Origin of the sequence: Bacillus cereus ATCC 14579 (assembly GCF_000007825.1) — a bacterium.
In the GTDB taxonomy this organism is placed as follows: domain Bacteria; phylum Bacillota; class Bacilli; order Bacillales; family Bacillaceae_G; genus Bacillus_A; species Bacillus_A cereus.
Map to the genome: position 1 here is coordinate 782,998 of NC_004722.1, position 26,885 is coordinate 809,882.

A 26,885-nucleotide genomic window follows, 5' to 3' on the forward strand; every position below is an offset into this window, starting at 1 on the left:
TTAGAAAGTTCTGATTTTTAATTCTGAAGAAATAAAAAGAAGCCGTACTCTACCTCCATAGAGTACGGCTTCTTTACTATTCATTGTCGTTAGACGATGTTTCTGTATCTTCACTGCTATTTTTGTTCTTATTTTTCACTTCATTGTTACTTGATTCGCGTTCACTTGAATTTTCAGACTTAGATTCTTTTGTCTTTTTCGAATCAGAGTCTGAGTCAGACTTTGTATATGCAGGTAGCCCAAGATGAGTACGAAGTTCATTTGTAACATTAGCTAATTCTTTTTTATCTGGATTGTAGTAGTAAGTTCGACCACCACCAGCAGATTTGCTACATGTATCGTCACCTTTTGCCATATAGCAATCATCACCTTGGATTTGTAATTTCTCAATTTCCGAATCCGATCCATATTTATAGAATGAAAGCATATCATCAAATGTTAAGTTTGTAACGAATTGTCCGTTAATATCATCAATGATGTTGCCAACTTTTGTTACAGAACCAACACTTGTTAGTTTCTTTAAAATAGCCTCGATAACGAGTTGTTGACGTTGTCCACGCATTGCATCGCTATCGATGTGTCTTGTTCTAGCAAGAGCAAGAGCTTCTTCGCCATTTAACTTTTGAACACCTTTTTCTAGATGAATTGCCTCAGCATTATCATTGCTATCTTGCTCAGTAAATTCAACTGGTACATCAACTTCAACACCGCCCAAGTCATCGACGATTTTTATAAATGATTTAAAGTTAAATTTCACAAAATAATCGACAGGAACATTCATTAATTTTTCAACTGCATCAATGCTTGCTTGTGGTCCACCATTTTTTCCGTTTTTAGCAGAACCGAATGCATGAGCGTGTGTAATTTTATCTTTTTTCTTTTCTATTGGGATATAAGTATATGTGTCACGTGGGATACTTAATAGTTTAACAGTTTTGCTATCTTTATTAAATGTTGCAAGTAAAAGCGCATCTGTTCTTATAGCTTCACCATATTCTTTTCCTCGGACATCGCTTTCATCAACACCCATTATTAAAACAGAGACGTTATTTGTAATAGGTTTTACAGCTTTATCTCGTAAATCAGATTTATCACCGCGTGCTAAATCGTGTGCGGCATTTCGAACAGCAGAAGATGCTTTATTTACTAAAAACCAAGTATAACCGCCGCCTATTAATAAAACGAATAGTATAGCGCTTATAATAATTTTTATTTTTTTCTTATTTTTTTTCGGTTTATTGCGTGTATTTTCTTGCAAAGATGGGTTTTGCTCCATTTCCTGTACTCCTTCATTTGGATTGAAATACGACACTCATATCCACTTATTATAATGAAATTTAGCGAAAAAAAACATTACAAAACATTTACATTTCGTAAAAATTCAATATATTTATAAAAAGTCAGATTTTCTATATTATCTTTTTTAGATGTAGAATAAGTATAAGTTGTTTTAGTAGAAATGAAAATATGTATTGTGAGAAAGTGATAGAGAAGTAAGATTTGTTGAAATATAGCCAAGAAGAAATGAGTAAGCTTACTTATTTCTTCTATATAATAAAGAAGAATTTGACGGATAAAGGAGAGAGCATAATGAATCATACATCATTCCGAGCAATCGTTGTGAACGAAACGGAAAATCATCAGTTTGTAAGAAAAGTTGTTGAGAGAGAAGTAAGTAGTTTACCTGAGGGAGACGTATTCATACAAGTTCATTATTCTTCATTAAATTATAAAGATGCTCTTTCAGCTACTGGTAATAAGGGTGTTACGAGAACATATCCTCATACGCCAGGAATTGATGCTGCAGGAGTGGTTGTGAGTAGTGAAGATGCTACCATTAAAGCAGGAGATCAAGTTATTGTAACGGGATATGACTTAGGTATGAATACCTCTGGTGGTTTCGGAGAATATATTCGCGTGCCATCATCTTGGGTCGTGCCTTTACCGGAAGGAATGTCATTAAAGGAAAGTATGATGTATGGGACAGCAGGTTTTACTGCGGCTTTGTCGGTATATAAGCTTATTGGAGCAGGAGTCAAGCCTAGTATGGGAGATGTTTTAGTAACGGGTGCTACAGGCGGCGTAGGGAGTGTAGCTGTTAGTATATTAAGTAAGCTAGGGTTTAACGTAGTAGGAGCGACAGGAAAAATGGAAGAGGAAGATATGCTGCTACGTCTAGGAGCGAAAAAGGTGATTCATCGCGCGGAATTGAATGATGAATCAGGAAGCCCGATGTTAAAAGGGATATACGCGGGAGTTATCGATACTGTAGGTGGACATATGCTAGAAACAGCTTTAAAAACAGTAAAGTATGGTGGTTGTGTAACGACATGCGGTAATGTGGCAGGCCAGGAACTACAAACAACGGTATATCCGTTTATTTTACGAGGTATAAGCCTTTTAGGGATAGATTCCGTGCAATGCCCAGTAGATGTGAGAAGAGATGTTTGGACGCTTTTAGCGAAAGAATGGGGAAATAAAGAGTTACTATCTTATACAGAAGAATGTACATTAGAAGAATTAGAGAAGAAGTTTGCACTTATATTGCAAGGAAAGTTAAAAGGAAGGACAGTTGTTAAAATATAATAAGAAAGAGACGCTTAAGTTAGCGTCTCTTTCTTATTATAATGATTGTTTTAGATTAATTTTTCCTTGTTCACCTAAAACACCGTCAGCGATATTTACAGCGTGATCACCAATGCGCTCTAAGTTACTTACCATATCGACGAAGATGATACTTGCATCACCTGAACAGCTGCGTTCGTTTAGACGTAATACGTGACGTTTACGAAGAACACGTTCCATTTGGTCGATTTTGCGTTCTTTGGCAATAACAGTTTGAGCTAGTTCAGTATCGAAGTTTGTTAAAGCTTCAACTGAGTCTTGCAGTGTTGAAATTGTTAACTCAAGCATTTCGTTTAATTCAGCTAATGCTTCATCTGATAGTGAAACACGGTTTGAAATTTGGAAATCTACAAGTTCTACAAGATTTTCTACATGATCACCGACACGTTCAATATCTCCAACAACACCTGCTAAAACAGAATGTTTTTCAGAATCCGTAGGTGAAAGTGGCTTTTCTGATAGTAAAACTAAATACTCGGTAATTTTTTTATCTAAATTGTTAATAGCTCCTTCTAATTGAGTAGCCATGTTTGCGTGTTTTTTGTCTTGTGTATTTAAAAATTGATTTGCTTCTTTTAATCCATGTAATGAGAACTCAGCCATACGGATAATCTCTTTTTGAGCTTCAGTTAAAGCGATGGCTGGAGATTGTTCAATAAAGATTGGATTTAAATGTTGTGGTTTGAAGTCAATCGCTGCATCTTCACCACGAATAATTTTTGTTACAATCCATGCTAACACTGCAATGAACGGGAATTGAATGATTGTATTTGTTACGTTAAATGTTCCGTGTGCAAATGCAATAGTCATTTCTGGATTCAAGTTTAATGATGTTTGGAAATATTGAATTAAACTTGTAAATGGTATTAATAAAATTGTAAAGATAATTGTACCGATAATATTAAAGATAACGTGAACTAATGCTGCACGTCTTGCTGCAATTGAAGTACCGATTGCTGCTAATACAGCTGTAATTGTTGTACCGATGTTATCACCGAATAATACAGGAAGAGCTGCTTGTAAATCGATTGCACCTTGACCGAATAGTTCTTGTAAAATACCGATTGTTGCACTTGAACTTTGTACAATTAAAGTAAAGACTGTACCGACAACAATTCCTAAAATTGGATTATCACTCATGCTCACTGTTAATTCTTGGAATGATTCTAAAGAACGAAGAGGTTTCATACCTGCGCTCATTAATTCTAAACCGAAGAATAACATACCAAAACCGAATACAACTTGACCTACAGAATGTACTTTTTTATTTTTAAAGAAGAATAGTAAGATTGCTCCAACTGCCATAACTGGGAGAGCATATTCTCCGATTTTAATTCCGATAATAAATGCAGTAACTGTCGTACCGATGTTTGCACCCATAATAACACCGATTGCTTGTCTTAATGTCATAAATCCGGCACTTACAAGTCCGACTGTTAAAGCGGTTGTTCCTGAACTGGATTGGATTAATACAGTAACTAACATACCTGCTAGTACACCCATAAGTGGGTTTGTTGTAAAACGATCTAGAATATCGCGAAGACGATCTCCAGCTGCTTGTTGCAGTCCATCGCCCATGTATTTAATCCCGAATAAGAAAATACCTAATCCACCAATGAACTGGAAGATCATATCTTGAACATTATATTCCACGCATTCCACTCCTTAAATTTCATGTACGATGTAATTATTAACTGAACCTTGAGTCACTGTAAACGGTTTGCTAGTAAAATTTACACTAAATTTACAAAGGGAATAAAAGTTTACAATCCCTTAAAGAAACAACTGCATTTCATTGGTTTTTATCTTGTATAAATCTTAATTTTGTAAAGAAATCACACTTTTTAGAATAATGTTGTTCAGTCGAATATCAAGGAAAGCGTATGCAAGTTCATCGTATATTTTTTGATGAACGTTAAAAAAATATGTAGGGAAATGCATGTAGTTTTAGAACAGCAAAATGAGGGAAAACAATTCTTTTAACATGATAAAAAAGCCACTGAATTATCCAGCAGCTTTTTCCGTGTTTTTATCGCCATGCTTTTGTTTTCTTATGCTTGTAATGTAAATGAAGAGAAAAGCAATAAGTAATAGAGAGGAGTAACGATATACAGTTGCATAGTTTGTAAAGTGAGCAATAAATCCAAAGATAATCGCTCCAGCGCCGATTCCAAGGTCAAATGCGGAGAAGAATGTAGCAGTTGCTACGCCGCGTCGATGCGGTGCTACGCGGTCAATCATCCATGCTTGTAGTGCAGGTTGGATCGCTCCAAAACCACTTCCGTAACATGCTGCAGCAATAATTAAGCTCGGAATTGTCGTCGTATACGACAATAAAATAATACCTGTAAACGTTATAATAACTCCCGGAATGATGACGAATGTATGGCCTTTCGCATCATATAGCTTTCCAGAGAATGGACGTGTCACAGCGATTGCTAGTGCGTTACATAAAAAGAAGAGACTAATATCAGCTATGCCGACTTCTGTAGCAAATAGTGTGATAAAACTTCCGATTCCTCCGTACATTAATGTAATACATAATATTAATAATGAAGGAAGTAAAGCTTTACGCTCAATAAATCCATCGAGAAAAGTACTAGATGATTGTTGTGGAGGCTGTTTCGTTTTTTGGATTTGAAGTAGTTTCGTTAATATTAATGAAACAATTGTGCACGATAATGCACATAAAAAAAGAATTGTGAAGTTATATGTTTGCATAAGCCATAGTCCGATAAGTGGACCGAGGGCCATTGCAAGTGTTCCAGAAAGACCAAAATATCCCATGCCTTCTCCGCGGCGAGCTGAGGGAATTAAATCAGAAACGACAGTTCCATATGTAGTCGTTGTAATGCCGAAACCAGCTCCGTGCAAAATACGAACAGCAAGCAAGAGAAAAATAGTTGAGGCGAAAAGGTAACTGCCCATAGCGAGTAAACAGATAGCAGTACCGATCATTAAAATGATTTTTTTATTGAATTTTTGCAAGGCGTTCCCAGTTAGCGGTCTAACAAAAAGTGCCGCAACGGTAAACATGCCGACAACAAATCCGATATTTGAACTTGTGCCACCAATTTCTTTCACATAAACAGGTAAGGTTGGAATTAACATTTGAAACCCTAAAAACATACATAAGTTTGCAAAAATTAAAGCAACAAACTCTTTTGTCCATAACGGTTCTCGTTTTACGAGTATTGCTTCTCCCATATATTCATCCCCTATATAAAATTTTCTCTTTTCTTTCGAGTATATGTATTGGCCAATGCAACAGTCAAGGAAGGTGTCTTGAAAACGGATAACAATTTTTAAGGTGAAAAACTGACAAATTTGTGTAAAGGCTACACAACTATGAAAAAAAGATGTAAAGTATAGATGTATAGACTTATAGGTGTTAAGAATGATAGAAATTGTTTTTTCTTTAAAGAAAGCGGATTCAAAGGAGTAGTGAACAAGAAGGGGATATATACTTTTTCACTACATATATTTGAAAAGGTTTACAATATGATGAAGAAAGAGGCGTGTACATATGAGACGATTAGGTATTTCTATTTATCCAGAACATTCAACAGTAGAGAAAGATAAGGAGTATTTAACATTAGCAAGTAAATATGGGTTTACACGTGTGTTCACATGTTTATTATCTGTGGATGGAGAAAAAGAGAAAATTATTGAAGAATTTAAAGAAACGATCTCACATGCGAATGCATTAGGGTTCCAAGTATTAGTGGATATTAGTCCATCTGTTTTTGAACAATTAGGTATTTCGTATAATGATTTATCATTCTTCCATGAATTGGGTGCGTACGGTATTCGTTTAGATGTTGGTTTTTCAGGATTAGAAGAATCAATTATGACTTATAATCCGTATGGTTTGAAAATTGAGATTAATATGAGCAATGGTACGAAGTATGTAGATAACATTATGAGTCATAGACCAAATCGTGAAAATTTAATTGGTTGTCATAATTTTTATCCGCATCGTTATTCAGGGTTATCATACGATCATTTCATTAAATGCTCGAAACAATTTAAAGATTACGGTATGAGAACGGCTGCTTTTATTTCATCATTTGATGCAACATATGGACCTTGGCCAGTAACAGAAGGGTTATGTACATTAGAGCAGCATCGTGAATTACCGATGACAACACAGGCGAAACATTTATTCGCGACGGAATTAATTGATGATGTTATTATTGCAAACGCATATGCGTCAGAAGAAGAATTACAAGCACTAGGTGCATTAAATAAAGAGAAACAAACATTTGATATAGAAATATATGATACAACGACAGAACTAGAAAGAATTATCGTATTAAACGAACCACATTTTTATCGCGGAGATGTATCTGAATATATGATTCGTTCTACACAAAGTCGTGTGAAATATAAAAAAGAAGAGTTTAAACCTCATAATACGCGTGAAATTAAGCGTGGGGATTTATTAATTGATAATGAACAATATGGTCAGTATAAAGGCGAATTACAAATTGCATTAAAAGATATGGTGAATACAGGAAAAACAAATGTAGTTGGTCGAATTGTAGAAGAAGAGATTTTCTTACTAGACTATTTACAAGCATGGGATAAATTCGGATTTACATTAAAGAAATAGAGAGAATATAAAGGGGAAAAACTACTGATTTCAGCAGCTTTTCCCCCTTTATATATAAAGAGCGAGAGGAAGAGCTATGACAAAGGTGCATCAGCGATTAATTTCTATTTTAGAGGAATTTTTAGAAGAGAAATCGATGTTAAATCGAGCTTTTTTAGCGGGCCGTTTACATGTATCGACGAAGACGATTCAAAAGGATATAAAATTATTAAATGATATATTGGAAGAAAACGGAGCGAAAATCGAATCGCAAAGAGGGACTGGGTACGAATTAGAAATTATACAAAAGAAGAAATTTGAAGACTTTTGTGTGAGTCTATTTCAAAAACAGACGGAAAAGATCCCAACTTCTTATGAAGAAAGAATAGCGTACATTCTGCAGCGTGTTTTAATGACAGAGGGATATGTGAAGCTTTCAGAATTAGCGGAAGAGATGTATGTGAGCAAATCAACGGTCAATTTAATTATGAAAGATGTTACAGATATATGTGGTCGCTATAAATTACAAATTGAGAAGAGACCGTATTATGGTATACGTATTGTTGGAGAGGAATTTAATATTCGTTCTTGTTTATCACAATATGGTTTACCGCGTTATGACCATACTCCGTTTCATGAGCAATTTGAGCAGACGGAGACATATTTATCGCTACCGCATATATCACTCATTCGTTCAATTATATTAAAGTATATTGAAGGCGGAACAATATATTTATCTGATATAGAAATTGATAATTTAGTCATTCATATTGCAATCGCATTAAAGCGTTTTCAAAGTCAACATTATATGAAAGGACTGCATGCGGAGCAATCAGAACTTATAATAAAGAAAGAATATACAATTGCGAAGCAGATTTTAGGAGATTTAGAGAAAGCGTTAAAATTTTCATTTCCAGAAGAAGAAGTATTATATGTGACGATGCATTTATTAAGTACTGCTGTTACAACGAGAAATCGCTATGAAAATATAGAAGAGCTATTAGGGAAAGATATATATGCATTTATGCAACATATTCTTTTTAAAGTAGCGGAAGAACGGAATCTTATTTTTTATTATGATGAAGAATTATTATTTGGATTTGGTATTCATTTAAAAACGTTATTAAATCGTTTGAAGTATAAGTTAAATACGAGAAATCCTCTTTTGGCAGAAGTGAAAAAGAATTATCCGTATGCTTTTGAAATTGCGGTTCTCGTTGGAGATATCATTGGTGAATATACGGGTGAATCGATCCCTGAAAGTGAAATTGGTTATATTGCAATTCACTTCGGTGGAGCTATGAGCCGTTTGCAGGAGCAAAATCAAAAGAAAAGATGCTTATTAGTTTGTGCGACTGGTCAAGGAAGTGCCCAACTATTAAAATATAAAATTTTATCACAGTTCCGAGATAAATTAGAGATTGTAGGTATTACAGGCTATTATCAATTGAAAGTAGAAGATCTTTATAAAGAAAAAATAGATTGTATTATTAGTACGATTCATATACCGAGTGGCTTGCCTGTTCCAGTTATAAAAGTGAATTCAATATTTGATGATAAAGAGATTAAATCGATTGGTCAGCGGTTGTTTACGCATGTGAATACTAGTGTGCAGCCTTATATTAAGGAAGATTTAATCTTTTTAAATTATAGTGCTTCTACGAAAGAGGATGTTATTCAGTTTTTATGTGAGAAAGCTGCTGAGAAACGCTATGTACCAGAAAACTTTTATGCTTCTGTTATGGAAAGAGAAAATACGTCTCCGACAGCGGTTGGGAATTCAGTTGCAATCCCGCATCCGATGCAGTTATTAAGTGAGGAAACTTTTTTGATGTTTTGCACACTTGAAAAGGCTGTTGATTGGGGAGATAAAAAAGTACAAGTAATTATTTTATTTAGTGTAAAGCGCAATAATAATGAAGATTTGCAAAGGCTTTATGATTTTTTATATGATATTATGTCTAGTCAAACTACGATAGAGAAACTTACTCAGACCGAGGTAATTGAAGATTTTCAAGAGATTTTATTATCATTTTGAAAAAGTATATAAAAACTTCCGTTACATAACGGAAGTTTTTTATGTTTAATTGTATGCGTTTTCATAATAAGATGGAAATATAGAAAACATATAGCTTGGGGGAATTTAAAATGGCTGATATGCAAACTCCATTTGCGTTAATTTTACATGGTGGCAATGCGAGAAGTGCGGCGCTTGAAGCAATTGCTTTTGCAAGACAAGGAGATTTCGGGAATGCCGGTGAAAAGATGAAACTTGCTAGTGAGGAAATTTCAGCAGCGCATCGTATTCAAACGGATTTAATTCAAGAAGAGGCAAGAGGAAATCATGCAGAAATTAGTTTACTGTTGGTGCACGCACAAGATCATTTAATGAATGCAATTACAGTGAAAGAACTGGCTGAAGAATTTATTGCTCTTCATAAACGAGTAGAAGAGAAAGTGACCGTATAAGATGTACATTTTATTATGTTGTGCAGCAGGTATGTCAACGAGTATGGTCGTAAGAAAAATGCAAGAAGAGGCAAAGAAACAGGGGAAGAATTATAAAATTAAGGCAGTTGATTCAGAACTAGTGAAGCTTGAAATTAAGGAAGCCGATGTCGTTTTAATTGGCCCACAGGTGAAATATTTATTTCCAGCTGTAGAGTTTCTTGCAAATTCATACAATATACCAGTTGCGATTATAGACCAACGAGATTATGGCATGTGTGATGGTTTGAAGGTGCTTAAGCAAGCAGAACAATTAGTTTTAGCATAATTATATCTTTTTAAATATAAACATTATAATGTTATAAAGTTTATTTCGTTCTTTTATAGTAGAGAGAAAGAGGAGGGCTATTGATGAATGGGTTTATGAGTTTTATGGAACAAAAGATTATGCCAACAACGCAAAAGATTGCAGGACAACGACATTTATTAGCAATTCGAAACGGGGTTATTTCTACATTACCGTTAACGATCGTCGGATCATTTTTTGTTATCTTTTTAAATTTACCAATTGATGCATATATGGAATGGATCGCACCGTTTCGCCATATTTTAGATATTCCATTCCGATTTACAGTAGGACTAATGGCGTTATACGCAGCGTTTGGTGTAGGGGCTTCGCTCGCGAACTTTTATCAGCTCAATCAGTTAAGTGCAGGGTTATTATCTGTACTCGCCTTTTTACTAGCATCAGTTGAACCAATTCAAATTACGAAAGCTGTACCAGGTGTTATTGATGCAGGGAGATATATTTCAGTAGGAACATTAAGTGCAACGTCTTTATTCGGCGCAATTGTTACAGCATTAATTGCAGTAGAAATTTATCATTTTATGATTAAGCATAATATCTCGATTAAATTACCAGATAGTGTACCACCAGCAGTTTCAAATTCGTTTGCAGCATTAATTCCAACATTAGCAGTTATTCTTTTATTCTGGGGCATTCGCTACGGTTTGAAATTTGATGTGAATACAACGATCACATATTTAATCGCACCATTAAAATCAGTATTAGTAGGAAATAATTTATTCGGTGGTTTATTAACAGTATTCTTAATCGTGTTTTTCTGGTCATTCGGTATACATGGACCAGCGATTTTAGGACCAATTATTCGTCCGATGTGGGATTCAGCAATTCTTGAAAATATGGAAGTATTCACGGCTACAGGAAATGCACATCAGTTACCAAACTTATTTACAGAGCAATTTATTCAATGGTTCGTATGGATTGGCGGATCAGGCTCAACGTTAGCTTTAGTAATTATGTTTATGTTCTCTAAATCTAAGTTCCTAAAAGAGTTAGGTAGATTATCATTCGTACCAGGTTTATTCAATATTAACGAACCAATTATTTTTGGGGCACCGATTGTAATGAACCCAATTCTAATTATTCCGTTCGTTATTACACCGTTAGTGACAACGACAGTATCATATTTTGCAGTTGTTTCAGGTATGATTCCACTTATGATGGCGAAACTGCCATTTACGATGTTAGCACCAATTGCAGCGGTAATTAGTACGGACTGGACAATTATGGCTGGTGTACTTGTACTTGTTAACTTTGTCATCTCATTCGTTATTTACTATCCATTCTTCAAAATGTATGAGAAACAACAATTAGCAGGAGAGGAGAAAACAGAATGCTCGGAGCAATTATCATCTTAATTACATTCGTGGTCGGACAGTGTATTGCCCATTATTCGAAATGGGTACAAAGTAAATCTTTATTAGTGTTACTACTAGTATCAGTTTTATTTATCGGTTGTTCAATGGGTGCATATGTAATGTTAGGATTGCAATCACCGTACGTAATTATTGTACCGACAATTTTATGTGCAACGTGTTTATCTGCAAAATATAGATTTACGAGCATGGCATTAATACAACGTGTGAAGGAGATGCAAAAGCATGGAGCGTAAATTAGGAATTTCACTTTATCCAGAACATTCAACGAAAGAAAAAGATATGGCTTATATTTCCGCAGCGGCACGACACGGTTTCTCAAGAATATTTACTTGTTTGTTATCTGTGAATCGTCCGAAAGAAGAAATTGTAGCTGAATTTAAAGAGATTATCAATCACGCAAAAGATAACAATATGGAAGTTATTTTAGATGTAGCTCCAGCTGTGTTTGATCAGCTTGGTATTAGTTATAGCGATCTATCATTTTTCGCAGAATTAGGCGCAGACGGTATTCGTTTAGATGTAGGTTTTGACGGATTAACGGAAGCGAAAATGACGAATAATCCGTACGGTTTAAAAATTGAGTTAAATGTAAGTAACGATATTGCGTACTTAGAAAATATTCTTTCGCATCAAGCGAATAAATCAGCTTTAATTGGTTGCCATAATTTTTATCCACAAAAATTCACTGGTCTTCCATACGATTATTTCATTCGCTGTAGTGAACGCTTTAAAAAGCATGGTATTCGCAGTGCAGCCTTTATTACATCACATGTCGCAAACATCGGTCCATGGGATATTAACGATGGATTATGTACATTAGAAGAGCATCGTAATTTACCAATTGAAGTACAAGCGAAGCATTTATGGGCAACAGGGTTAATTGATGATGTCATTATCGGAAATGCTTATGCGAGTGAGGAAGAGTTAGAGAAACTAGGAAACTTAAATCGCTACATGTTACAGCTAAAAGTGCACTTTGTAGACGAAGCGACTGAAGTAGAGAAGAGAGCTACGCTGCAAGAATTACACGTAAGGCGCGGCGACATAACAGAGTATATGGTACGTTCTACAGAAGTACGTAAAAAGTACAAAGATTATGACTTCCCAGTGCGTGAAAGTGTGCTGCAGGAAAGAGGGCAAGTTGTAATTGGAAACAATTCATTTGGTAAGTATAAAGGTGAACTGCAAATCATTCTGAAAGAAATGCCGATAGATGAACGGAAAAATATTGTCGGTACAATTGCAGAAGAGGAGTTATTCTTACTAGATTATGTAGGAGCTTGGACGCAGTTTACTTGTGTGGAATAGGGAAGAGAAGGAGAGGATGCTGTGACATCCTCTTTTTTCTGTTGAAATAGTAATCTATCGTATATAGAATGCAAAGAGATAGACTTAATTTGGGCGGGAGAGAAGGAGATGGAAGAGTATATAGATGATTTATTAAGGCGGATGGCTGATGAGGAAACAGAGATTTGGCATCGTGCGTATGATGAAGCAAAAGCGTTAAATGACTTATTAACTTTTCCTTATTTACAGCAGAAGGTAATCAAAGCAAAAAAGGTATCTATGAAGAAAGATATTTATTATTTAATGACGAAACTCGCCATCAATACGAAGGAAATCTATATTGCTGATTATCTTATAGATCGTTTGGAATGTGAACAAATCCCGACTTTGTTAAGTGAACTGCTTAGTAATATTTATACATTGCCAGAAATAAGTAGTACAAATAAAATCATTCCGTATATTTATCATAAAAACGATAGTGTTCGTTATTGGGCAGTTGCTTCCTTAAAGTTATATAAATCGTTAGAAGCGGAAAGTGCGTTGCTAAAGTTGTTGGATACTGAAGAAAATAAAGATGAGATTACACATATTTGTTATACATTGTTTGAGATTGGAACGAAGCAATCGATTCTGCCGTTAACAAAGCTTTTATATAGTAATAGTGCCTATGTTCGTTCAACCGTTATTGAGGTTTTAGCAAAAATAGGGGGATCGGACTTACAAATAGTTTATATTGAAGCTTTACATGATAGAAATGTTATGGTGAAATATGAAGCTGTTCGAGCTATTTATACGTATGGCGACGAAATGGCAATGAGAGCAATTTGCGAACGTGTGAATAAAATTGTTGCTAGAAGACGTAAAAATGAAGTAGAGCCTACGGATGAAGCAGAGATTATCATTGCTCTTCGTTTCTTACATAAGTTTGCTAATCATGAAGAAGTTTTAAAGATATTTGATAAGGTATACAAAAAACGTGGAAACTTGTTTATGTCGGAGAGGGAGTGGCTTCGAGACAATATTGCTTACTTTCAAGAGAAAGAAAGAATGTAATAATTATAGAAAAGGAGCCAGTCTCAACGATGAGACTGGCTCTTTTTTATAACTAGTTTAATACTTTAACTGTAACTGTTTTACGTCCCCAGCTACTTGATGAACCTTTATCTGGCATTAAAACGTCGATTTTATTACCTTTAATAGCTCCACCAGTATCACCAGCGATTGCTACTCCGTAACCTTCAACCCATACTTTTGAACCTAATGGAATGACACTTGGATCAACTGCAATTAGTTTCATGTTTGGATTAGCTGTTAAGTTGTGGCCTAAAGCTGATTTTACTTGGTCGCCTGCTTTATAACCATTTTCAAGTGGATCTGCTGTGTAAGCTGTTGCTACAACACGTAACTCACGAGAAGATGATGGTGTACTTGTTTCAGTTTCTTTTGCAACAGGTTGTTGTGTAGCTGATTTTTGAGCTTTAGCCGCTTCTTGAGCCTTAGCCGCTTCACGAGCTTCTTGAGCCTTAGCTGCTTCACGAGCTTCAGCTGCCTCTTGAGCTTTAGCTGCTTCACGAGCTTTAGCTGCTTCTTGAGCCTTAGCCGCTGCTTGAGCTTCAGCATCTGCTTGAGCTTTAGCTGCTTCACGAGCTTTAGCTGCCTCTTGAGCTTTAACTTCTGCTTGAGCTTCAGCATCTGCCTGAGCTTTAGCTGCTTCTTGAGCCTTAGCTGCTTCACGAGCTTTAGCCGCTTCTTGAGCTTTAACTTCTGCTTGAGCTTCAGCTGCTTCGCGAGCTTTAGTTGCTTCCACTGCTTTAGCTTTTGCTTGAGTTTCAGCTACTTCCTGAGCTTTAGCTGCTTCACGAACTTTAGCTGTATCTTGAACTGTAGTCGTTTTTTCAACTTTAGCTACTGGTTGAACTTTAACTGGTGCTTTACCTGTTAAGTAAGGAACATGAACATAAGCTGTTTTTCCGTTATATTCAAATTGAATCCAATCATTTTGTACTTGGTGTGTTGTTTCAATTACATCATCTTTTTTCAACTTACCAAGAATCTCTGAGTCTGTGTTTGCCCCAGCACGTACGTTTAATACGTTTGCTGTTACGTAGTAAGTGTCTTTTGTATAGTCAGCGCTTATGAAAGCTTCTTTACCGCTATTCAATTGAACTTTTGACCAACCATTTTCTGTATGTAAAACATTTACTTTATATCCATCTAATAATTTTCCTACAACTTTTGATTCAGTAGTTGGGTTTTCTCGTACGTTTAGTACGTCAGTCGTTACGATTGTTTCTGCTTTAGCAGATGTTGTGAAAATCCCAAGACCAAAAACCGCTGCTGTTGCTATACCCATAAATTTTTTCATAATAGCCTCCATTGCATTTGTTTTCGTTGACCTCATTATAGCAACCATTATTTTCTTATTTGCGAAAAACATAAAATTACAAAGCTTTCGTAACGGGGCATTAATATTCTGTAACAATTCCATAAATATCCTGATAGCGCTTCTTTGTTGTTTTTTGGCGTATTAGGGCATATGAAACACAAAATGAGTAGTATTTCAATTACTGTAACGTTAATAATGTTACAGTAATATTTCTTGATGATATCTATAGCGTTACAAAAATAGCTTATTTTACTGTTTGAATGGAAATTTAGTTATGAAACGATAATCTTTTTAGGCGTGAAAATATATAAATGAGGTGAAATTTAATAAAATATCGATATAATTGTTACAAAATCAGTCGAAGTATGGAAAAAATTACGCCTTGATTTTCGTCTGTTACATAGTATTTTTGCAATAATAGAATTAGATAATAGCCTTAGTACCTATAAATAATGAAGAGTATTAGAATGGTAGTTGTAACGTGAAACATATATAATAGAAGAAACTCAATTTAGTAGATAAATAAAAAACGCAGGAGTGTAAACTCCTACGTTTTTGTTTATTCATATCGTAAACATTCAATTGGATCCAGTTTGGCAGCTTTGTTAGCTGGCAGTAAACCGAATATAATACCGATTAACATTGAGATACCTACTGCAAGAAGTCCAAGTTCTTTTGAGACAACGAGTGGCCATCCAGCAAAGATTGAGACGATCCAAGCGAAGAAAATACCGAGCATGAATCCGATGAAACCACCAAGTCCTGTTAATATACAAGATTCGATTAAGAATTGTGTTAATACTTTACCACGTGTTGCACCAAGTGCTTTACGAATACCAATCTCACGTGTACGTTCTGTTACAGATACGAGCATGATGTTCATTACACCGATACCACCAACAAGTAAGGAGATAGCGGCAATACCACCGAATACCATTTTCATCATACCGATTGATTCGTCTAGTTGTTTCGTAAATTCACCTAAATCTTGTGCTTCGAATTTGTGCTCAAATTTAGGAGCTTTCATTTCGTTTAAGACAGAAACAGCTTGTTTTTCTACACTTTTACGTTCTGTCGGAGAGGTCATTGTTAATCTTACAGAGTCATACTCATTTACTCCTGAAATGACAGGCGCATTTTCAAGTGATGTATAACCTTCAGGCATAGGCATTCCAAAGTCATTTTTCGTTTCGTATACACCAACTATTTTATACGGCTTTCCTTTTATATCTGTGTATTGATTTGATTCCCAACCACTACTAAATAATTTGTTGAAAGCTTCTTCATTTAATATAACAGCAGGGATTGCTTGATTTAGTTCACTGTCATTTAATTCACGACCGTGAACTAATTTTATTTTCGAATCTGTCATAAAGGCGCCTGTTCCACCTTTTAAATCAAGATTTACATCTTTTGAACCAGCAGATGCTTTTACTTTCATACTTACGTCTGGATACACATCTTTAACGCCTGGTACAGTTTGCAGACGGTTTAGCATATCAGGTGTGATTTTGGCACTATCTGTTCCGTAATCAGGATTGTTGTAGTAAATCGTTACTTCGTTATCTTTTCCTTGGCCTAATTCTTTTTTAAACTTTGCGTTTGTACCATCACCCATTGAAATGATAGTAATAATGGCACTAATACCGATAATAATACCTAACATCGTTAAGATAGAACGCATTTTATGAGCAAAGATAGAGGAAAGGGCCATGCGTATATTTTCACTCGTATTCAAAATTAACCTCTCCAATCTTGGACGATATTTCCGTCACGAATTACAATTTGACGTGCTGCAGCTTCCCCGATTTCACGGTCATGGGTAATCATAATGATTGTTGAGCCTTGTTTATTTAATTCGTAAAAGAGGTCCATAATTTGTGTGCTTGTTTTCGTATCAAGTGCTCCCGTCGGTTCATCGGCTAAAATGAATTTTGGGTTATTTACGATTGCACGTGCAACGGCGACACGCTGCTTTTGTCCACCTGATAATTCGTTTGGTAAGTGAGTAGCGCGATCAGCTAAACCGACTTTTGTTAAAGCAGCTAATGAGCGCTCGCGTCTTTCTTTTTTATCGACTCCAGCGTAAATAAGAGGTAGTTCTACATTTTGAAGCGCTGTAAGTCTCGGTAATAACATGAAGTTTTGGAATACGAATCCAATCTCTTTATTACGTACGTGTGCAAGTTCTGTTTCAGACATGTTTGAAATATTTTGACCGGCTAGTTCGTACGTACCTGTCGTCGGTTTATCTAAGCAACCGATAATGTTCATTAATGTTGATTTACCAGAACCAGAAGGTCCCATAATTGAAGTGAATTCTCCTTGGTTCAATGTTACGTCAATTCCGTGTAATATTTGAACGGACTCTGCACCATTTTGGAAGGATTTCGTGATGCCTTTTAAGTTAATCACTGGGCGACAACCTCCATACCATCTTTTAAGTCTTTTTCAGGTTTAGAGATAATTTCCTCTCCTTTTTTCACTCCAGAAACTTTTGCTTCGCTATCAGTCTCGAATTCAACAGTAACTGCTTGTTCTTTCGCCTTACCGTCTTTTACAACGAAGACAACATTTTTGTCACCTTTTTTCACGATACTGCTTTTCGGAACAATTGTACCAGTTGCTTCGCCAGATTTACTTGTTACGTAAACGTGGAAGCCGTTTTGTAATTCGTCACTATTATCTAATGTGACAGTGAATTGATAGTTAGAAACAGTTTTATTTTCATCCATGCTCTTTAATGGTGTAGAACCGATTTCTGTTACTTTTCCTGTCCAAGTCTTACCAGCGACAGTTTTTGATGAAACAGTTACTTCTTGCCCAACTTTCATACTAGCAAGCTCATATTCAGAAAGTTGACCTTTTACCTTAAATTGACCAGCGTGGCGAAGAGTAACGCCGCTCATACCTGTTTTTTCGTCAGCAGTTTTCACGATATCATCAATTACGCCATCAGCAGGACTTGTTACAGAAAGATTGTTTACTTTCTCTTTTGCTGTTTTAATCATTTCATCAAATTTTTCAACATCAAACTTTTTCATTTCAAGTTGTGATTCTAATTGCCCAACTTCAGCTTCTGATGCTTTTAATGCTTCAGCGGGAAGGCCTGCATTTTTATCTTTTTGTAACTTTTGTTTCGCAGCATCAAGTTGTTTTTGGAACAACGTTACTTCTTTTTGTGCGATTTTCTTTTGCATTTCTGCTTCTGTTACACCTTGTTTAGCAGTCGGGTCATTGTATTTAAATAGAAGCTGACCTTTTTTCACTTCATCGCCTTTTTTTACAGCTAATTCATATGTTCCTTTTGTTGGATCGAATGAAATAGTTTCAATTCCGTTTGGAATAACTTCGCCACCAAATTTTTGCGCGTTTTGGATTTGTTTTTCAGTTACTTTATATCCGCTATATGCCATTGCTACTTCTGAACCGCCTCCAGCAAATGCAAAGTATGATCCAGCTGCAATTCCGATTGCTACTACACTAGTAATTAACACTTTATTTTTCTTTTTCATCTATTTATCACCTTTTCGTTCGTTTTAGTATCTACATTAAGTATAGAAGAGGTGAAGAATCTGACAAATCGTTTTAGCTTACAATAACCTTACAGTTTTGTAAGGTATGAATATGTAAATGTAAGGTAGAGGTTGTCCTAGTGTAAGCAAATGAATTGACTCGTCGTTTCTTTCTTACAATAATATTGTATGGAGGAAAGGAGGAAGGAAGATGGAAGCTTATTTTAGCGCACACCCATTAAAACCATTTATTCCATACTCAAGGCAACATGCCCTTATATTATTTATTATGTTGGTGGGGATATTTTTTCTGTATCAATACCAAGATGTATTACGTCAAAGTGAGTGGAATATAACGGTTCGATATGCAATTGCATTTTTATTTATAGGTAGTGAAATTGGGCTTCATATGTGGGAGTGGAAAGCGGGGATTTTTGAGCTAGCTACTTCATTACCGTTTGAATTATGTACGATTAGTTTATTATTAGCATCGATTATGATCGTAACGAAAAGTTACCGCATATATGAGATTGTATTTTTCACGGGAATTATTGGTGCATCACAAGCTATTTTAACGCCAAACTTGCAGTATGCTTTTCCGCATTTTCGTTTCATTGAATATTTTATCGCGCATATATTGCTCATTTGGGCACCACTCTTTATGACTTGGGTGGAAGGCTATAGACCGACCTTGCAATCTATTAAGCGTACGATGATATTTTTAAACATATTGATTCCGCTTGTTTCGTTTGTGAATTATAAAACAGGCGGTAATTATATGTTTTTAGCTCATAAGCCAGAAACAGCTTCATTACTCGATATGTTAGGACCGCATCCTTACTATATTATTTCATTAGAACTCGCAGCGCTTATTGGGTGTTTTATTTTGTATATGCCGTTTGCAAAAAGAGAAAGGCATGCGCATAAAGAATCACTAGGATCATAACCTAGTGATTTTTTATGATTGAATATTTACAATTCAGAAAATTAAGAATAAAATTAGAGAATAAAATATAAAGAGAGAGAAGGGAAAACGTGGTCAAAAAAGTTTTTCTGAATGGGATGGAAGTGACAATTCAATTTATTATTTCGATTTTGGGGATTATTATGTTAGGGGCTCTGCCGAAATTGTTTTATGGATTTAAGCTGGATGTATCAAAGTACATACAGAGTTTAAAAGAAGTGTTTGTGAACTTAATGGATATTTCCAATTTGCAATATGTGAAAGGTAAATTTTTATTTCCGCAGCTGTTCGTCCATTATAAAGAAACGATTATTATTTTTTTAGCTGCTTTTTTTATTTCATTATTTGTAGCATTTTGTATTGTTTATGTAATTATGAGTAGTTCACCGCGTATACAACATCGAATTAAATCATTTCTTATCTTCCTAGAATCTATTCCAGATATCCTTCTTATTTTAGTATCACAAATTTTAGTTATATGGTTTTTTAAACAAACAGGTTTTTTACCTTTTCAAATTGCTTCAATTGGAGGCGAGTCAATTAGAGGATTGCCGATACTTTGTTTGAGCATCCCGACTACGATTATGTTTGTAAAAATGGTCGTGCTTCGTTTTGAAAATGAACTAGAAAAAGATTATGTACTATTTGCTAAGGCGAAAGGGCTGGGGCGCTTTCATATTTTAAATCGTCATATTTTACGAAATGTGTTGCTTAGTACATTATTCTTTGCGAAAACGAATATCTTTTTTATGTTATCTAATTTATATATTATAGAATGGATTTTTAATACGGGTGGTATTTTTATGTTTTTGAAATCTTATTTTGGTATTAGAGTTGAGGTTTTCATCGTTAGTGTGCTTCTTATATATATTCCGATTTTTATTTTATTTAAATTGTTTCATTATCTCATTCCGGCTGCGATGAAGGAGAGATTATAATATGTGGACGTATATAAAACGTGATAAAAGATTTTGGATAAGCATTGGGTTTCTTCTCCTATTAGTTCTTTTGAGCATCGGAAATACGTTATGGAATGATGGACATATTAGACAAGTTACATTGCAATATGATGCGGATGAAAATCCACAAGTGCCACCGTTTTCACCTTCATTACAATTTTTACTCGGGACAGATCGGAAAGGATACGACCTTTTACATTTAGTTATTGAAGGCGCGAAGTGGACGATTGGTATATCTATTTTAATTGCGGCACTTAGAATGGTAATAGGTGTGTTTTTCGGTGTCGTACTCGGAACGTATATAAAAGGAGGATTTTCAAAAATTGAGGCTTTCTTTGATAGTTTTACAGTTATTCCGACAGTTATGATTGCGTATTTTTTTCTTCAATCTGCAAATGCATTTGGAAGCGGGGAGGAAACAACAACCTTTTTTGAAAGGGCTTCGTTTCAAGTTGTCTTACTTGTAATGCTTGTAATGCCAGTTATTGCACTGTATGTTGCGAAGGAAGTTCGTAAATTGCGAACGGAGGAATTTGTTGATGCCGCACGCATATTAGGTGGATCGAGAAGACATATTGTTATAAAGCATCTTTTCCCGCCCCTTTATATGACGTTTATACTTGTATTTTTTCAGCAGTTTACGCAGACTCTTACTATTTTACTGCACTTAGGGTTACTAGAAATATTCTTTGGCGGAACGGTTAAGTTTTTAGGACCGATAGAAGAAATAGAATCTTACACACATGAATGGTCAGGGCTAATTGGAGTCTATTTTAGATCTTTAACAGTGCATCCATGGATTCCTCTCGTCCCAATTACATTTTTCGGGCTTACCATTTTTTCAGGAAATATGATTGTAAAAAGTCTAGAAGAGGCGATGTTGAAAGTTCGATTAGGGGGAGAGATAAAGAAGGAAGTTGTAGAAGAGGAACAATCTGCTGTACAGTCAAAGGAAGAGTTGTTTACGTTTAAACATACGATGTGAAGAGAAAAAGAAGCAAGCATGGATTTCATGCTTGCTTCTTTTTACTTTGCAGAAACTTCACCTTCAGCTTCTGTTTGCGGAATAAAGTATCCGATTATACCACCAATTATTGCTGGAACGATCCAGCCGATTCCTAAGTTATAAAAAGGAATCGTGTGTACGATATTAGCGATAAAACTTGGTATCATTCCCACATTATCAAGTGCATGAATACAGCTAATAATGAATGCTGCGATCATTGCTCCGATGTAGACAGAAGGTTTACGTTTCGTATATTTATCGATAAATGATACGAAAATTAAAATGATTGTAATTGGGTACAAAATAATTAATACAGGTAGTGTGATTTTAATTAATAAGCTTAATCCTAAGTTTGAAATAACGAAACTAAAGATACAAACGTATAGTACGAGCTTTTTGTAAGAAACATTTGTTAATACTGTTGCGAAATAGTTGGCGAATGCACTTACAACACCAATTGCTGTTGTTAAACAAGCGAAGATAATGGCGATACTTAATAAAACATTACCGCTTGTCCCAAAGAATTGGTACATAACAGTTGCTAATAGTTGACCACCGTTCTCGAATTGTCCCAAGTTTCCGTTTGAAGCTCCGATATAACCGAGTAAGAAGTAAACAATTGTTAAGAATAGAGCAGCGATACTTCCGCAAATGATTGTATATTTCGCGATAGATTGCTTCTCTTGTATACCGTTTTGACGAATTGCATTTACAACAATTGTTGATAGTACGAGAGCGCCAATTGCATCTAACGTTAAAAATCCTTCAAGAAATCCTTTGAAAAACGGGATGTCTTTATAGTCACCGATAGGCTCTGCAAACGTTCCTGGTGAAAGAATCGCTTTTGTTGCCATAATTGCAATAATTACAAGTAAAATTGGCGTTAATATTTTACCGATATGATCTACTAGCTTGGATGGATTTAATGATAAGAAGTAAACGACTGTAAAGAAAATCGCACTAAAAACTAACATAGAATACCATTGATCTGGGAAAAGTGGTGCAATCCCAATTTCATAAGATACAGATCCAGTTCGTGGAATAACAAATAGTGGGCCGATTGAAAGATAAATAATGATAGCGAATACTGCTGCGAATTTTGGATGAACACGGCTCGCTAAAGTGTTAAAACTACCACCAGCAAGGGCAACAGCAACGATAGCAAGTAAAGATAAACCGACGTCTGTAATAATAAACCCTGTAATGGAAACCCACATATTTTCTCCGGAAGAAAGGCCAAGAAGGGGCGGGAAAATCATATTACCAGCACCGAAGAAAACTGCGAAGAGTAATAAACTAATCGAAAGTATTTGCGCTGGTTTCAAAGTTGTACGCATATAAAGAAAATCCTCCTAATGAGTATTTTTGTCGAAAATTCAAATAATTTGTCGAGTAACTGTTATTATTTTAAAGGTCTGATGACTAGAAAGCAATAGGGAATTTTGAAAAAATTAAAAAATAATGCATTAAATCGAATAAATATACTATTTGTATGTTTAATAGGAAGGATTTAACTTTTAACGTAAAAAAAACACATATCGCTAGGATACGTGTATTAAAAATATATTTTTCTATCGCGTTCTTCTTTTAAAATTTCAACCGCTTCTCGGAAACGTTGTGAATGGACAATTTCTCGTTCGCGTAAAAAGCGTAAACTGTCATTTATGTCGGGATCGTCAGATTGGTTGATAAGCCATTGATATGTGGCACGCGCTTTTTCTTCAGCCGCAATATCTTCGTATAGGTCGGCAATTGGATCACCTTTAGCTTGTATATAGGTTGCAGTAAATGGAACACCAGCTGCGTTATGGTAATGAAGTGCGCTGTCATGATCGACGTAATGAGGGTCGAGACCAGCTGCCTTCATCTGTTCAGGAGTCGCATCTTTTGTCAGCTTATAAACCATCGTAGCAATCATTTCAAGATGCGCAAATTCTTCTGTACCAATATCGGTAAGGAGGCCAATGACTTTATCCGGGATTGTATAACGCTGATTTAAGTAACGTAGTGCAGCAGCTAATTCTCCATCTGCACCACCGTATTGCTCAATTAATAATTTTGCAAGTGCTGGATTACAAGTTCCTACTTTAACAGGGTATTGTAATTTTTTTTCATAAATCCACATAGTTTCTCTCCTTTATATTTGCCATGGCCAAGGACCTTTGCTCCATTCCCAAGGGGCATTAGAATAGCTATTTCCATACTGTTGAAGCGGTCCATATTTTTCTTCCATCTGTTGTTTTAATACTCTTCGTTTATAGGAAAAATCATTAAATTGGTTAATAGCTGCTGTATCGTCTGGGTGGGTGTCTAAGTAAAGGGTTAGTTCAACTAATACAAAGTCTAATTCTTGGAGATTCTCTAAAAGTCGATAATACTCTTCTGGTAGTGGCTGGTTCACGTCAGTAGTCACCGCCCTTTTTTATAAGGATTTTCGTAATAATCATAAAAGATAGGCCATAAGGTTCCTTTTTGTAGTGCTTCTTTCGGTGAGAATTGTGGTAAATTTGGCGGTTGAAAACCTAAATATAAATTAGGAGGGGTAGAGTAATATTTTTTACCAATAGGAGGACAAGGATCTTGAGGACTATGATATGGCACATATGATTTCATATATTTATCCATTAATAAACCTCCCTATATTCTTCATCACTACGTATTGTATTCAGACATAATAGGCCTTTATGACACATATAAAAAAGTAATAGGTACGGGGGGAATGAATGTGGAGAATGTGAAACAATTCATTGTATTGGAAGTGAAAAACTTAAAGGAAACTTTGTATTTTTATGAAGGGATTTTAGGAATCAAGCCTAGTTTAGAAAGACCCCAATTAGATGTAACAGGGGTTTGGTATGATGCTGATTCAATGAGAGTTAGTTTTGTAATGAATCGTAGTTTGGGTGGGCGTGAGAAGAGTGTTACGGATTCGGTTGATGTACTAATGTTTTCAATTTCTAACATAGAGAACTTAAAGAAGAGGTTAGTGTTTTATAAAATTGCATATACAGAAAACAAAAGTGAGAAGAGTATTGTAGTACAAGACCCAGATGGATATAAAATTCAAGTGATAGAGAAGGACGAATAAACGGAGGGGATTTAGTGGAGAGGAATTATGAAGAAAGTGCATTGTTTGAGCATCAATTTTGGCTAAAGGTGCTTACTGATCATTCGCAATTTTTACTTGATGCATTAGCTCCGAAGGAAAAAGAGGATATAAAAAAGGCCACTTATTTTGTTGAAACATTTACGAATCTGTTAAATAAAGTTCGTAATGTGAATCTCATTGCGTTTTCAAAAGAGGCAGAACGAGCCGCAAAGGAAATACGAACGTTTAAATTAAGTATTATACAGAAACAACTCGAGGGAAAAATCACTATTCATTTTACGCCAACTTTCATCAATCATATGGTAAACGAAGTAGAAGAGTATATAACAGTGTTAGAATTTTTAAATAAAGGAGAAGTTCCGCCTGTTTTTCATGAATTACATTATCATCTCGTTTGGTTAACGGATGCGGCTGGCCATGCAGGGTCTATTTCTGGTGGATTAGATCTTGTTGAAAAAAGATTAAAAGAGAAAAGCGAAGAATTTACGAAGCACTTTGAACAATTTTATTTAAAGGCAGTTGAAATGACGGGGTATTTACGGACAGAGCTTCATCATTTTCCTGCATTAAAGAAGTTTACAAAAGATGTTTCACTTGAGTTAAAATTATTTTCGCATTTTCTCCATGAGGTCGAAGAGCTGGAGTTATCGAATGAAATATTAAGTGCATTATCTGCTAGAATGGCGGATCATATGGCAAGAGAAGAATGTTATTACTTATTAAAATTAGCACAATCGTCTGGACTTGAGATGCCAAAATGTAATCCGCTTTAAAGAAAAAAGAGGTCAATTTTATTTGGCCTCTTTTTCTGCTTTATTTTCTCTTTTTATTTTTGCTTGTTCAATACTTGCCTGTAATGTCTCCATAATATTGATGATGTTTGGAGTTGGAGAGATTGTTTCGGTTTTTTCCTGTTGTTCAATTTTGTTTTCGATTAGTTCGGTAAGGGCTTCTTTATACTCATCTGTATACATCTCTTGTTCAAAAGGATTTGTAAGATGGTGGATTAAATTGATTGCTGCTGTGAGTTCTTGTTTTTGAATCGGATAATTTTCGTTACTTGGTAAGTTAGGTGTATTTGTTATATCGCGAATTTCATTAGGGTAGTGAATAGTTTGTAATATAAGCCCATCTTCAAAGTTACGGATAATAGCTAAATGTTGTTTTTTTCTAATGGAAATATGGATAAGACCAAGTTTATTCGTACGTTCAAGTGCTTCTTTTAATAATAAATATGATTTTTCATGTCCTGAGGTAGGGCCTATAAAATAAGAACGATCGTAGAGAACAGAATCAATTTCGTTATTTTGGATAAAAGATATAATACGAATAGATCTTGGTTCGTGAGCTTTTTGCAACTCAGCTAATTCTTTTTCATCCATAATAATGTACTTATGAGGTGCGTATTCATAGGCTTTTACAATATCTTTATCATCAATTTCTTCACCCGTACAATCAGGAGCAAATTTTTTATATTTAATAGGTGTTAAGCATTCTTTATGAAGACTTAAAAACTTTATATCGTTTTCTTCTACGGCACTGTATAGTTTGATTCCTATATTTAATAGTCCAAGTGAAAGGGCACCTTTCCATACGGTATGCAAATGAAGCCTCTCCTTTCATTCAAAAATGATTATGTATATTATGAGATAGTAAGAAATTTCCTATACGTTTTTTGTTTTTACGGAATGTTAAGCAGGAGGATGTGGGATATAAAATATATTGACAAGCCCTCCAAAATATTTTAATGTGATTGTATAAAATTGTGTATATAAAGGGGAGTAACTTATTACAGTAAAGTCGTCATTACAGGGAGAAACCCTCGGCTTTATTGGCAACGTTTCGTTGTTAGTGAGACCTTTACCAGCAATGGTAAAGGCCCCTTATTGTCTTTTTTAGGACCCTTCCCATGTTTGGTAGGGGCCTTTTTGTATACAAAGAATGGAGATATAAAAATGAAAACCCTTATTAGTAGATTAAGAGTTGTATTTCATGTTCGCCGATTTGTTCCATTCCTATTTGACTTTTTCACTTCAAAAGAGGTTTCAATAAAAAAGAAAATTTTATCTATTGCGTTTTTAGTTGGTTATGTTACGATGCCGCTCGATTTAATTCCAGACTTCTTACCGTTTATCGGTATTTTAGATGATATTGGAATTGTATTATTTATTTTGAACCGAATTGTAAAAATGGCGCCAGTTCAATTACAAGAAAAGCATAACGTAAACGTAGGATAGGAGTTGGGGTAG

27 protein-coding genes are annotated in these 26,885 nt (G+C 35.2%); 15 read left to right on the forward strand and 12 right to left on the reverse strand.

The features are described from left to right. Positions 1-76 precede the first annotated feature (76 nt). Complete coding sequence (locus tag BC_RS04035; RefSeq protein ID WP_000437391.1) at positions 77-1,276, reverse strand: LCP family protein; 1,200 nt, start codon at positions 1,274-1,276, stop codon at positions 77-79. Between the two features lie 314 nt (positions 1,277-1,590). Between BC_RS04035 and BC_RS04040 the strand changes: the two genes are divergently transcribed. Next, positions 1,591-2,586: a YhdH/YhfP family quinone oxidoreductase gene (locus BC_RS04040; RefSeq protein ID WP_001016968.1), complete on the forward strand. Its 996-nt coding sequence runs from the start codon at positions 1,591-1,593 to the stop codon at positions 2,584-2,586. Between the two features lie 36 nt (positions 2,587-2,622). Here BC_RS04040 and BC_RS04045 read toward each other — a convergent pair whose 3' ends face one another. Further along, entirely contained in the window at positions 2,623-4,278 is a 1,656-nt protein-coding gene (locus tag BC_RS04045; protein ID WP_000456278.1) for a Na/Pi cotransporter family protein, read from the reverse strand. Between the two features lie 351 nt (positions 4,279-4,629). After that, positions 4,630-5,832, reverse strand: a complete 1,203-nt coding sequence (locus tag BC_RS04050; RefSeq protein ID WP_000503245.1) for an MFS transporter — start codon at positions 5,830-5,832, stop codon at positions 4,630-4,632. A gap of 319 nt (positions 5,833-6,151) precedes the next feature. Here BC_RS04050 and BC_RS04055 point away from each other — a divergent pair, with 319 nt between their 5' ends. The 8 genes from BC_RS04055 to BC_RS04090 all read left to right on the forward strand — a co-directional run bounded on the left by BC_RS04055 (position 6,152) and on the right by BC_RS04090 (position 13,750). Next, the gene (locus BC_RS04055) at positions 6,152-7,240 is read left to right on the forward strand and encodes a DUF871 domain-containing protein (protein WP_001253349.1); all 1,089 of its coding nucleotides are present in this window, start codon (positions 6,152-6,154) and stop codon (positions 7,238-7,240) included. 76 nt (positions 7,241-7,316) lie between these two features. Next, a complete protein-coding gene (locus BC_RS04060; protein ID WP_000169798.1) occupies positions 7,317-9,257 on the forward strand; it encodes a BglG family transcription antiterminator in 1,941 nt (646 codons plus the stop codon). Between the two features lie 110 nt (positions 9,258-9,367). Further along, entirely contained in the window at positions 9,368-9,688 is a 321-nt protein-coding gene (locus tag BC_RS04065) for a PTS lactose/cellobiose transporter subunit IIA (RefSeq protein WP_000774631.1), read from the forward strand. Position 9,689: 1 nt separating this feature from the next. Next, positions 9,690-9,995, forward strand: a complete 306-nt coding sequence (locus BC_RS04070; RefSeq protein ID WP_000275642.1) for a PTS sugar transporter subunit IIB — start codon at positions 9,690-9,692, stop codon at positions 9,993-9,995. Between the two features lie 83 nt (positions 9,996-10,078). Further along, positions 10,079-11,389 (forward strand): PTS sugar transporter subunit IIC, encoded by a 1,311-nt coding sequence (locus BC_RS04075; RefSeq protein WP_001013053.1) that lies wholly within the window; start codon positions 10,079-10,081, stop codon positions 11,387-11,389. Next, positions 11,365-11,643, forward strand: a complete 279-nt coding sequence (locus BC_RS04080) for a hypothetical protein (protein ID WP_000900048.1) — start codon at positions 11,365-11,367, stop codon at positions 11,641-11,643. The genes BC_RS04075 and BC_RS04080 overlap by 25 nt, the downstream gene beginning before the upstream one ends. After that, on the forward strand, positions 11,633-12,718 hold the full coding sequence (locus tag BC_RS04085; RefSeq protein ID WP_000440054.1) for a DUF871 domain-containing protein: 1,086 nt from the start codon (positions 11,633-11,635) through the stop codon (positions 12,716-12,718). Before BC_RS04080 ends, BC_RS04085 begins: the two co-directional genes overlap by 11 nt. Before the next feature lie 108 nt (positions 12,719-12,826). After that, a complete protein-coding gene (locus BC_RS04090; RefSeq protein ID WP_000393374.1) occupies positions 12,827-13,750 on the forward strand; it encodes a HEAT repeat domain-containing protein in 924 nt (307 codons plus the stop codon). Positions 13,751-13,802: 52 nt separating this feature from the next. On the opposite strand, the gene entC is transcribed toward BC_RS04090, so the two are convergent. From entC to BC_RS04110, 4 genes are all read right to left on the reverse strand, one after another. Continuing rightward, complete coding sequence (gene entC / locus BC_RS04095; RefSeq protein ID WP_033685022.1) at positions 13,803-15,185, reverse strand: cell wall-binding protein EntC; 1,383 nt, start codon at positions 15,183-15,185, stop codon at positions 13,803-13,805. Between the two features lie 457 nt (positions 15,186-15,642). Continuing rightward, complete coding sequence (locus tag BC_RS04100; protein WP_001986269.1) at positions 15,643-16,797, reverse strand: ABC transporter permease; 1,155 nt, start codon at positions 16,795-16,797, stop codon at positions 15,643-15,645. A gap of 26 nt (positions 16,798-16,823) precedes the next feature. Continuing rightward, positions 16,824-17,498 (reverse strand): ABC transporter ATP-binding protein, encoded by a 675-nt coding sequence (locus BC_RS04105; protein WP_000609100.1) that lies wholly within the window; start codon positions 17,496-17,498, stop codon positions 16,824-16,826. After that, the gene (locus BC_RS04110) at positions 17,495-18,598 is read right to left on the reverse strand and encodes an efflux RND transporter periplasmic adaptor subunit (protein ID WP_000728834.1); all 1,104 of its coding nucleotides are present in this window, start codon (positions 18,596-18,598) and stop codon (positions 17,495-17,497) included. The genes BC_RS04105 and BC_RS04110 overlap by 4 nt, the downstream gene beginning before the upstream one ends. Positions 18,599-18,809: 211 nt before the next feature. Between BC_RS04110 and BC_RS04115 the strand changes: the two genes are divergently transcribed. The 3 genes from BC_RS04115 to BC_RS04125 all read left to right on the forward strand — a co-directional run bounded on the left by BC_RS04115 (position 18,810) and on the right by BC_RS04125 (position 21,506). Further along, on the forward strand, positions 18,810-19,544 hold the full coding sequence (locus BC_RS04115) for a YwaF family protein (RefSeq protein ID WP_000388698.1): 735 nt from the start codon (positions 18,810-18,812) through the stop codon (positions 19,542-19,544). 89 nt (positions 19,545-19,633) lie between these two features. Then, positions 19,634-20,500, forward strand: coding sequence for an ABC transporter permease subunit (locus tag BC_RS04120; RefSeq protein WP_000239670.1), 867 nt, complete (start codon positions 19,634-19,636; stop codon positions 20,498-20,500). Between the two features lies 1 nt (position 20,501). Continuing rightward, complete coding sequence (locus tag BC_RS04125; RefSeq protein ID WP_000269972.1) at positions 20,502-21,506, forward strand: ABC transporter permease; 1,005 nt, start codon at positions 20,502-20,504, stop codon at positions 21,504-21,506. Between the two features lie 41 nt (positions 21,507-21,547). On the opposite strand, the gene brnQ2 is transcribed toward BC_RS04125, so the two are convergent. The 4 genes from brnQ2 to BC_RS04145 all read right to left on the reverse strand — a co-directional run bounded on the left by brnQ2 (position 21,548) and on the right by BC_RS04145 (position 24,152). After that, positions 21,548-22,864, reverse strand: coding sequence for a branched-chain amino acid transport system II carrier protein BrnQ2 (gene brnQ2 / locus BC_RS04130; protein WP_001260938.1), 1,317 nt, complete (start codon positions 22,862-22,864; stop codon positions 21,548-21,550). A gap of 218 nt (positions 22,865-23,082) precedes the next feature. After that, a complete protein-coding gene (gene cotJC, locus BC_RS04135) occupies positions 23,083-23,652 on the reverse strand; it encodes a spore coat protein CotJC (protein WP_000265278.1) in 570 nt (189 codons plus the stop codon). Positions 23,653-23,664: 12 nt separating this feature from the next. Continuing rightward, on the reverse strand, positions 23,665-23,928 hold the full coding sequence (gene cotJB, locus BC_RS04140) for a spore coat protein CotJB (protein WP_001075543.1): 264 nt from the start codon (positions 23,926-23,928) through the stop codon (positions 23,665-23,667). 8 nt (positions 23,929-23,936) lie between these two features. Further along, a complete protein-coding gene (locus BC_RS04145; RefSeq protein ID WP_000362187.1) occupies positions 23,937-24,152 on the reverse strand; it encodes a spore coat associated protein CotJA in 216 nt (71 codons plus the stop codon). Between the two features lie 34 nt (positions 24,153-24,186). Here BC_RS04145 and BC_RS04150 point away from each other — a divergent pair, with 34 nt between their 5' ends. Then, on the forward strand, positions 24,187-24,615 hold the full coding sequence (locus tag BC_RS04150) for a VOC family protein (protein WP_162837398.1): 429 nt from the start codon (positions 24,187-24,189) through the stop codon (positions 24,613-24,615). Between the two features lie 14 nt (positions 24,616-24,629). Then, on the forward strand, positions 24,630-25,409 hold the full coding sequence (locus tag BC_RS04155) for a DUF2935 domain-containing protein (protein ID WP_000440988.1): 780 nt from the start codon (positions 24,630-24,632) through the stop codon (positions 25,407-25,409). 18 nt (positions 25,410-25,427) lie between these two features. Here the strand turns inward: BC_RS04155 and BC_RS04160 are convergent, their stop codons facing one another. Next, positions 25,428-26,240, reverse strand: a complete 813-nt coding sequence (locus tag BC_RS04160; protein WP_000557759.1) for a Ku protein — start codon at positions 26,238-26,240, stop codon at positions 25,428-25,430. Positions 26,241-26,591: 351 nt separating this feature from the next. Between BC_RS04160 and BC_RS04165 the strand changes: the two genes are divergently transcribed. Continuing rightward, positions 26,592-26,873 carry a YkvA family protein gene (locus BC_RS04165; RefSeq protein WP_000854045.1) on the forward strand — a complete coding sequence of 94 codons (282 nt, stop codon included), beginning with the start codon at positions 26,592-26,594 and terminating at the stop codon, positions 26,871-26,873. The last annotated feature ends 12 nt before the right edge of the window (positions 26,874-26,885 follow it).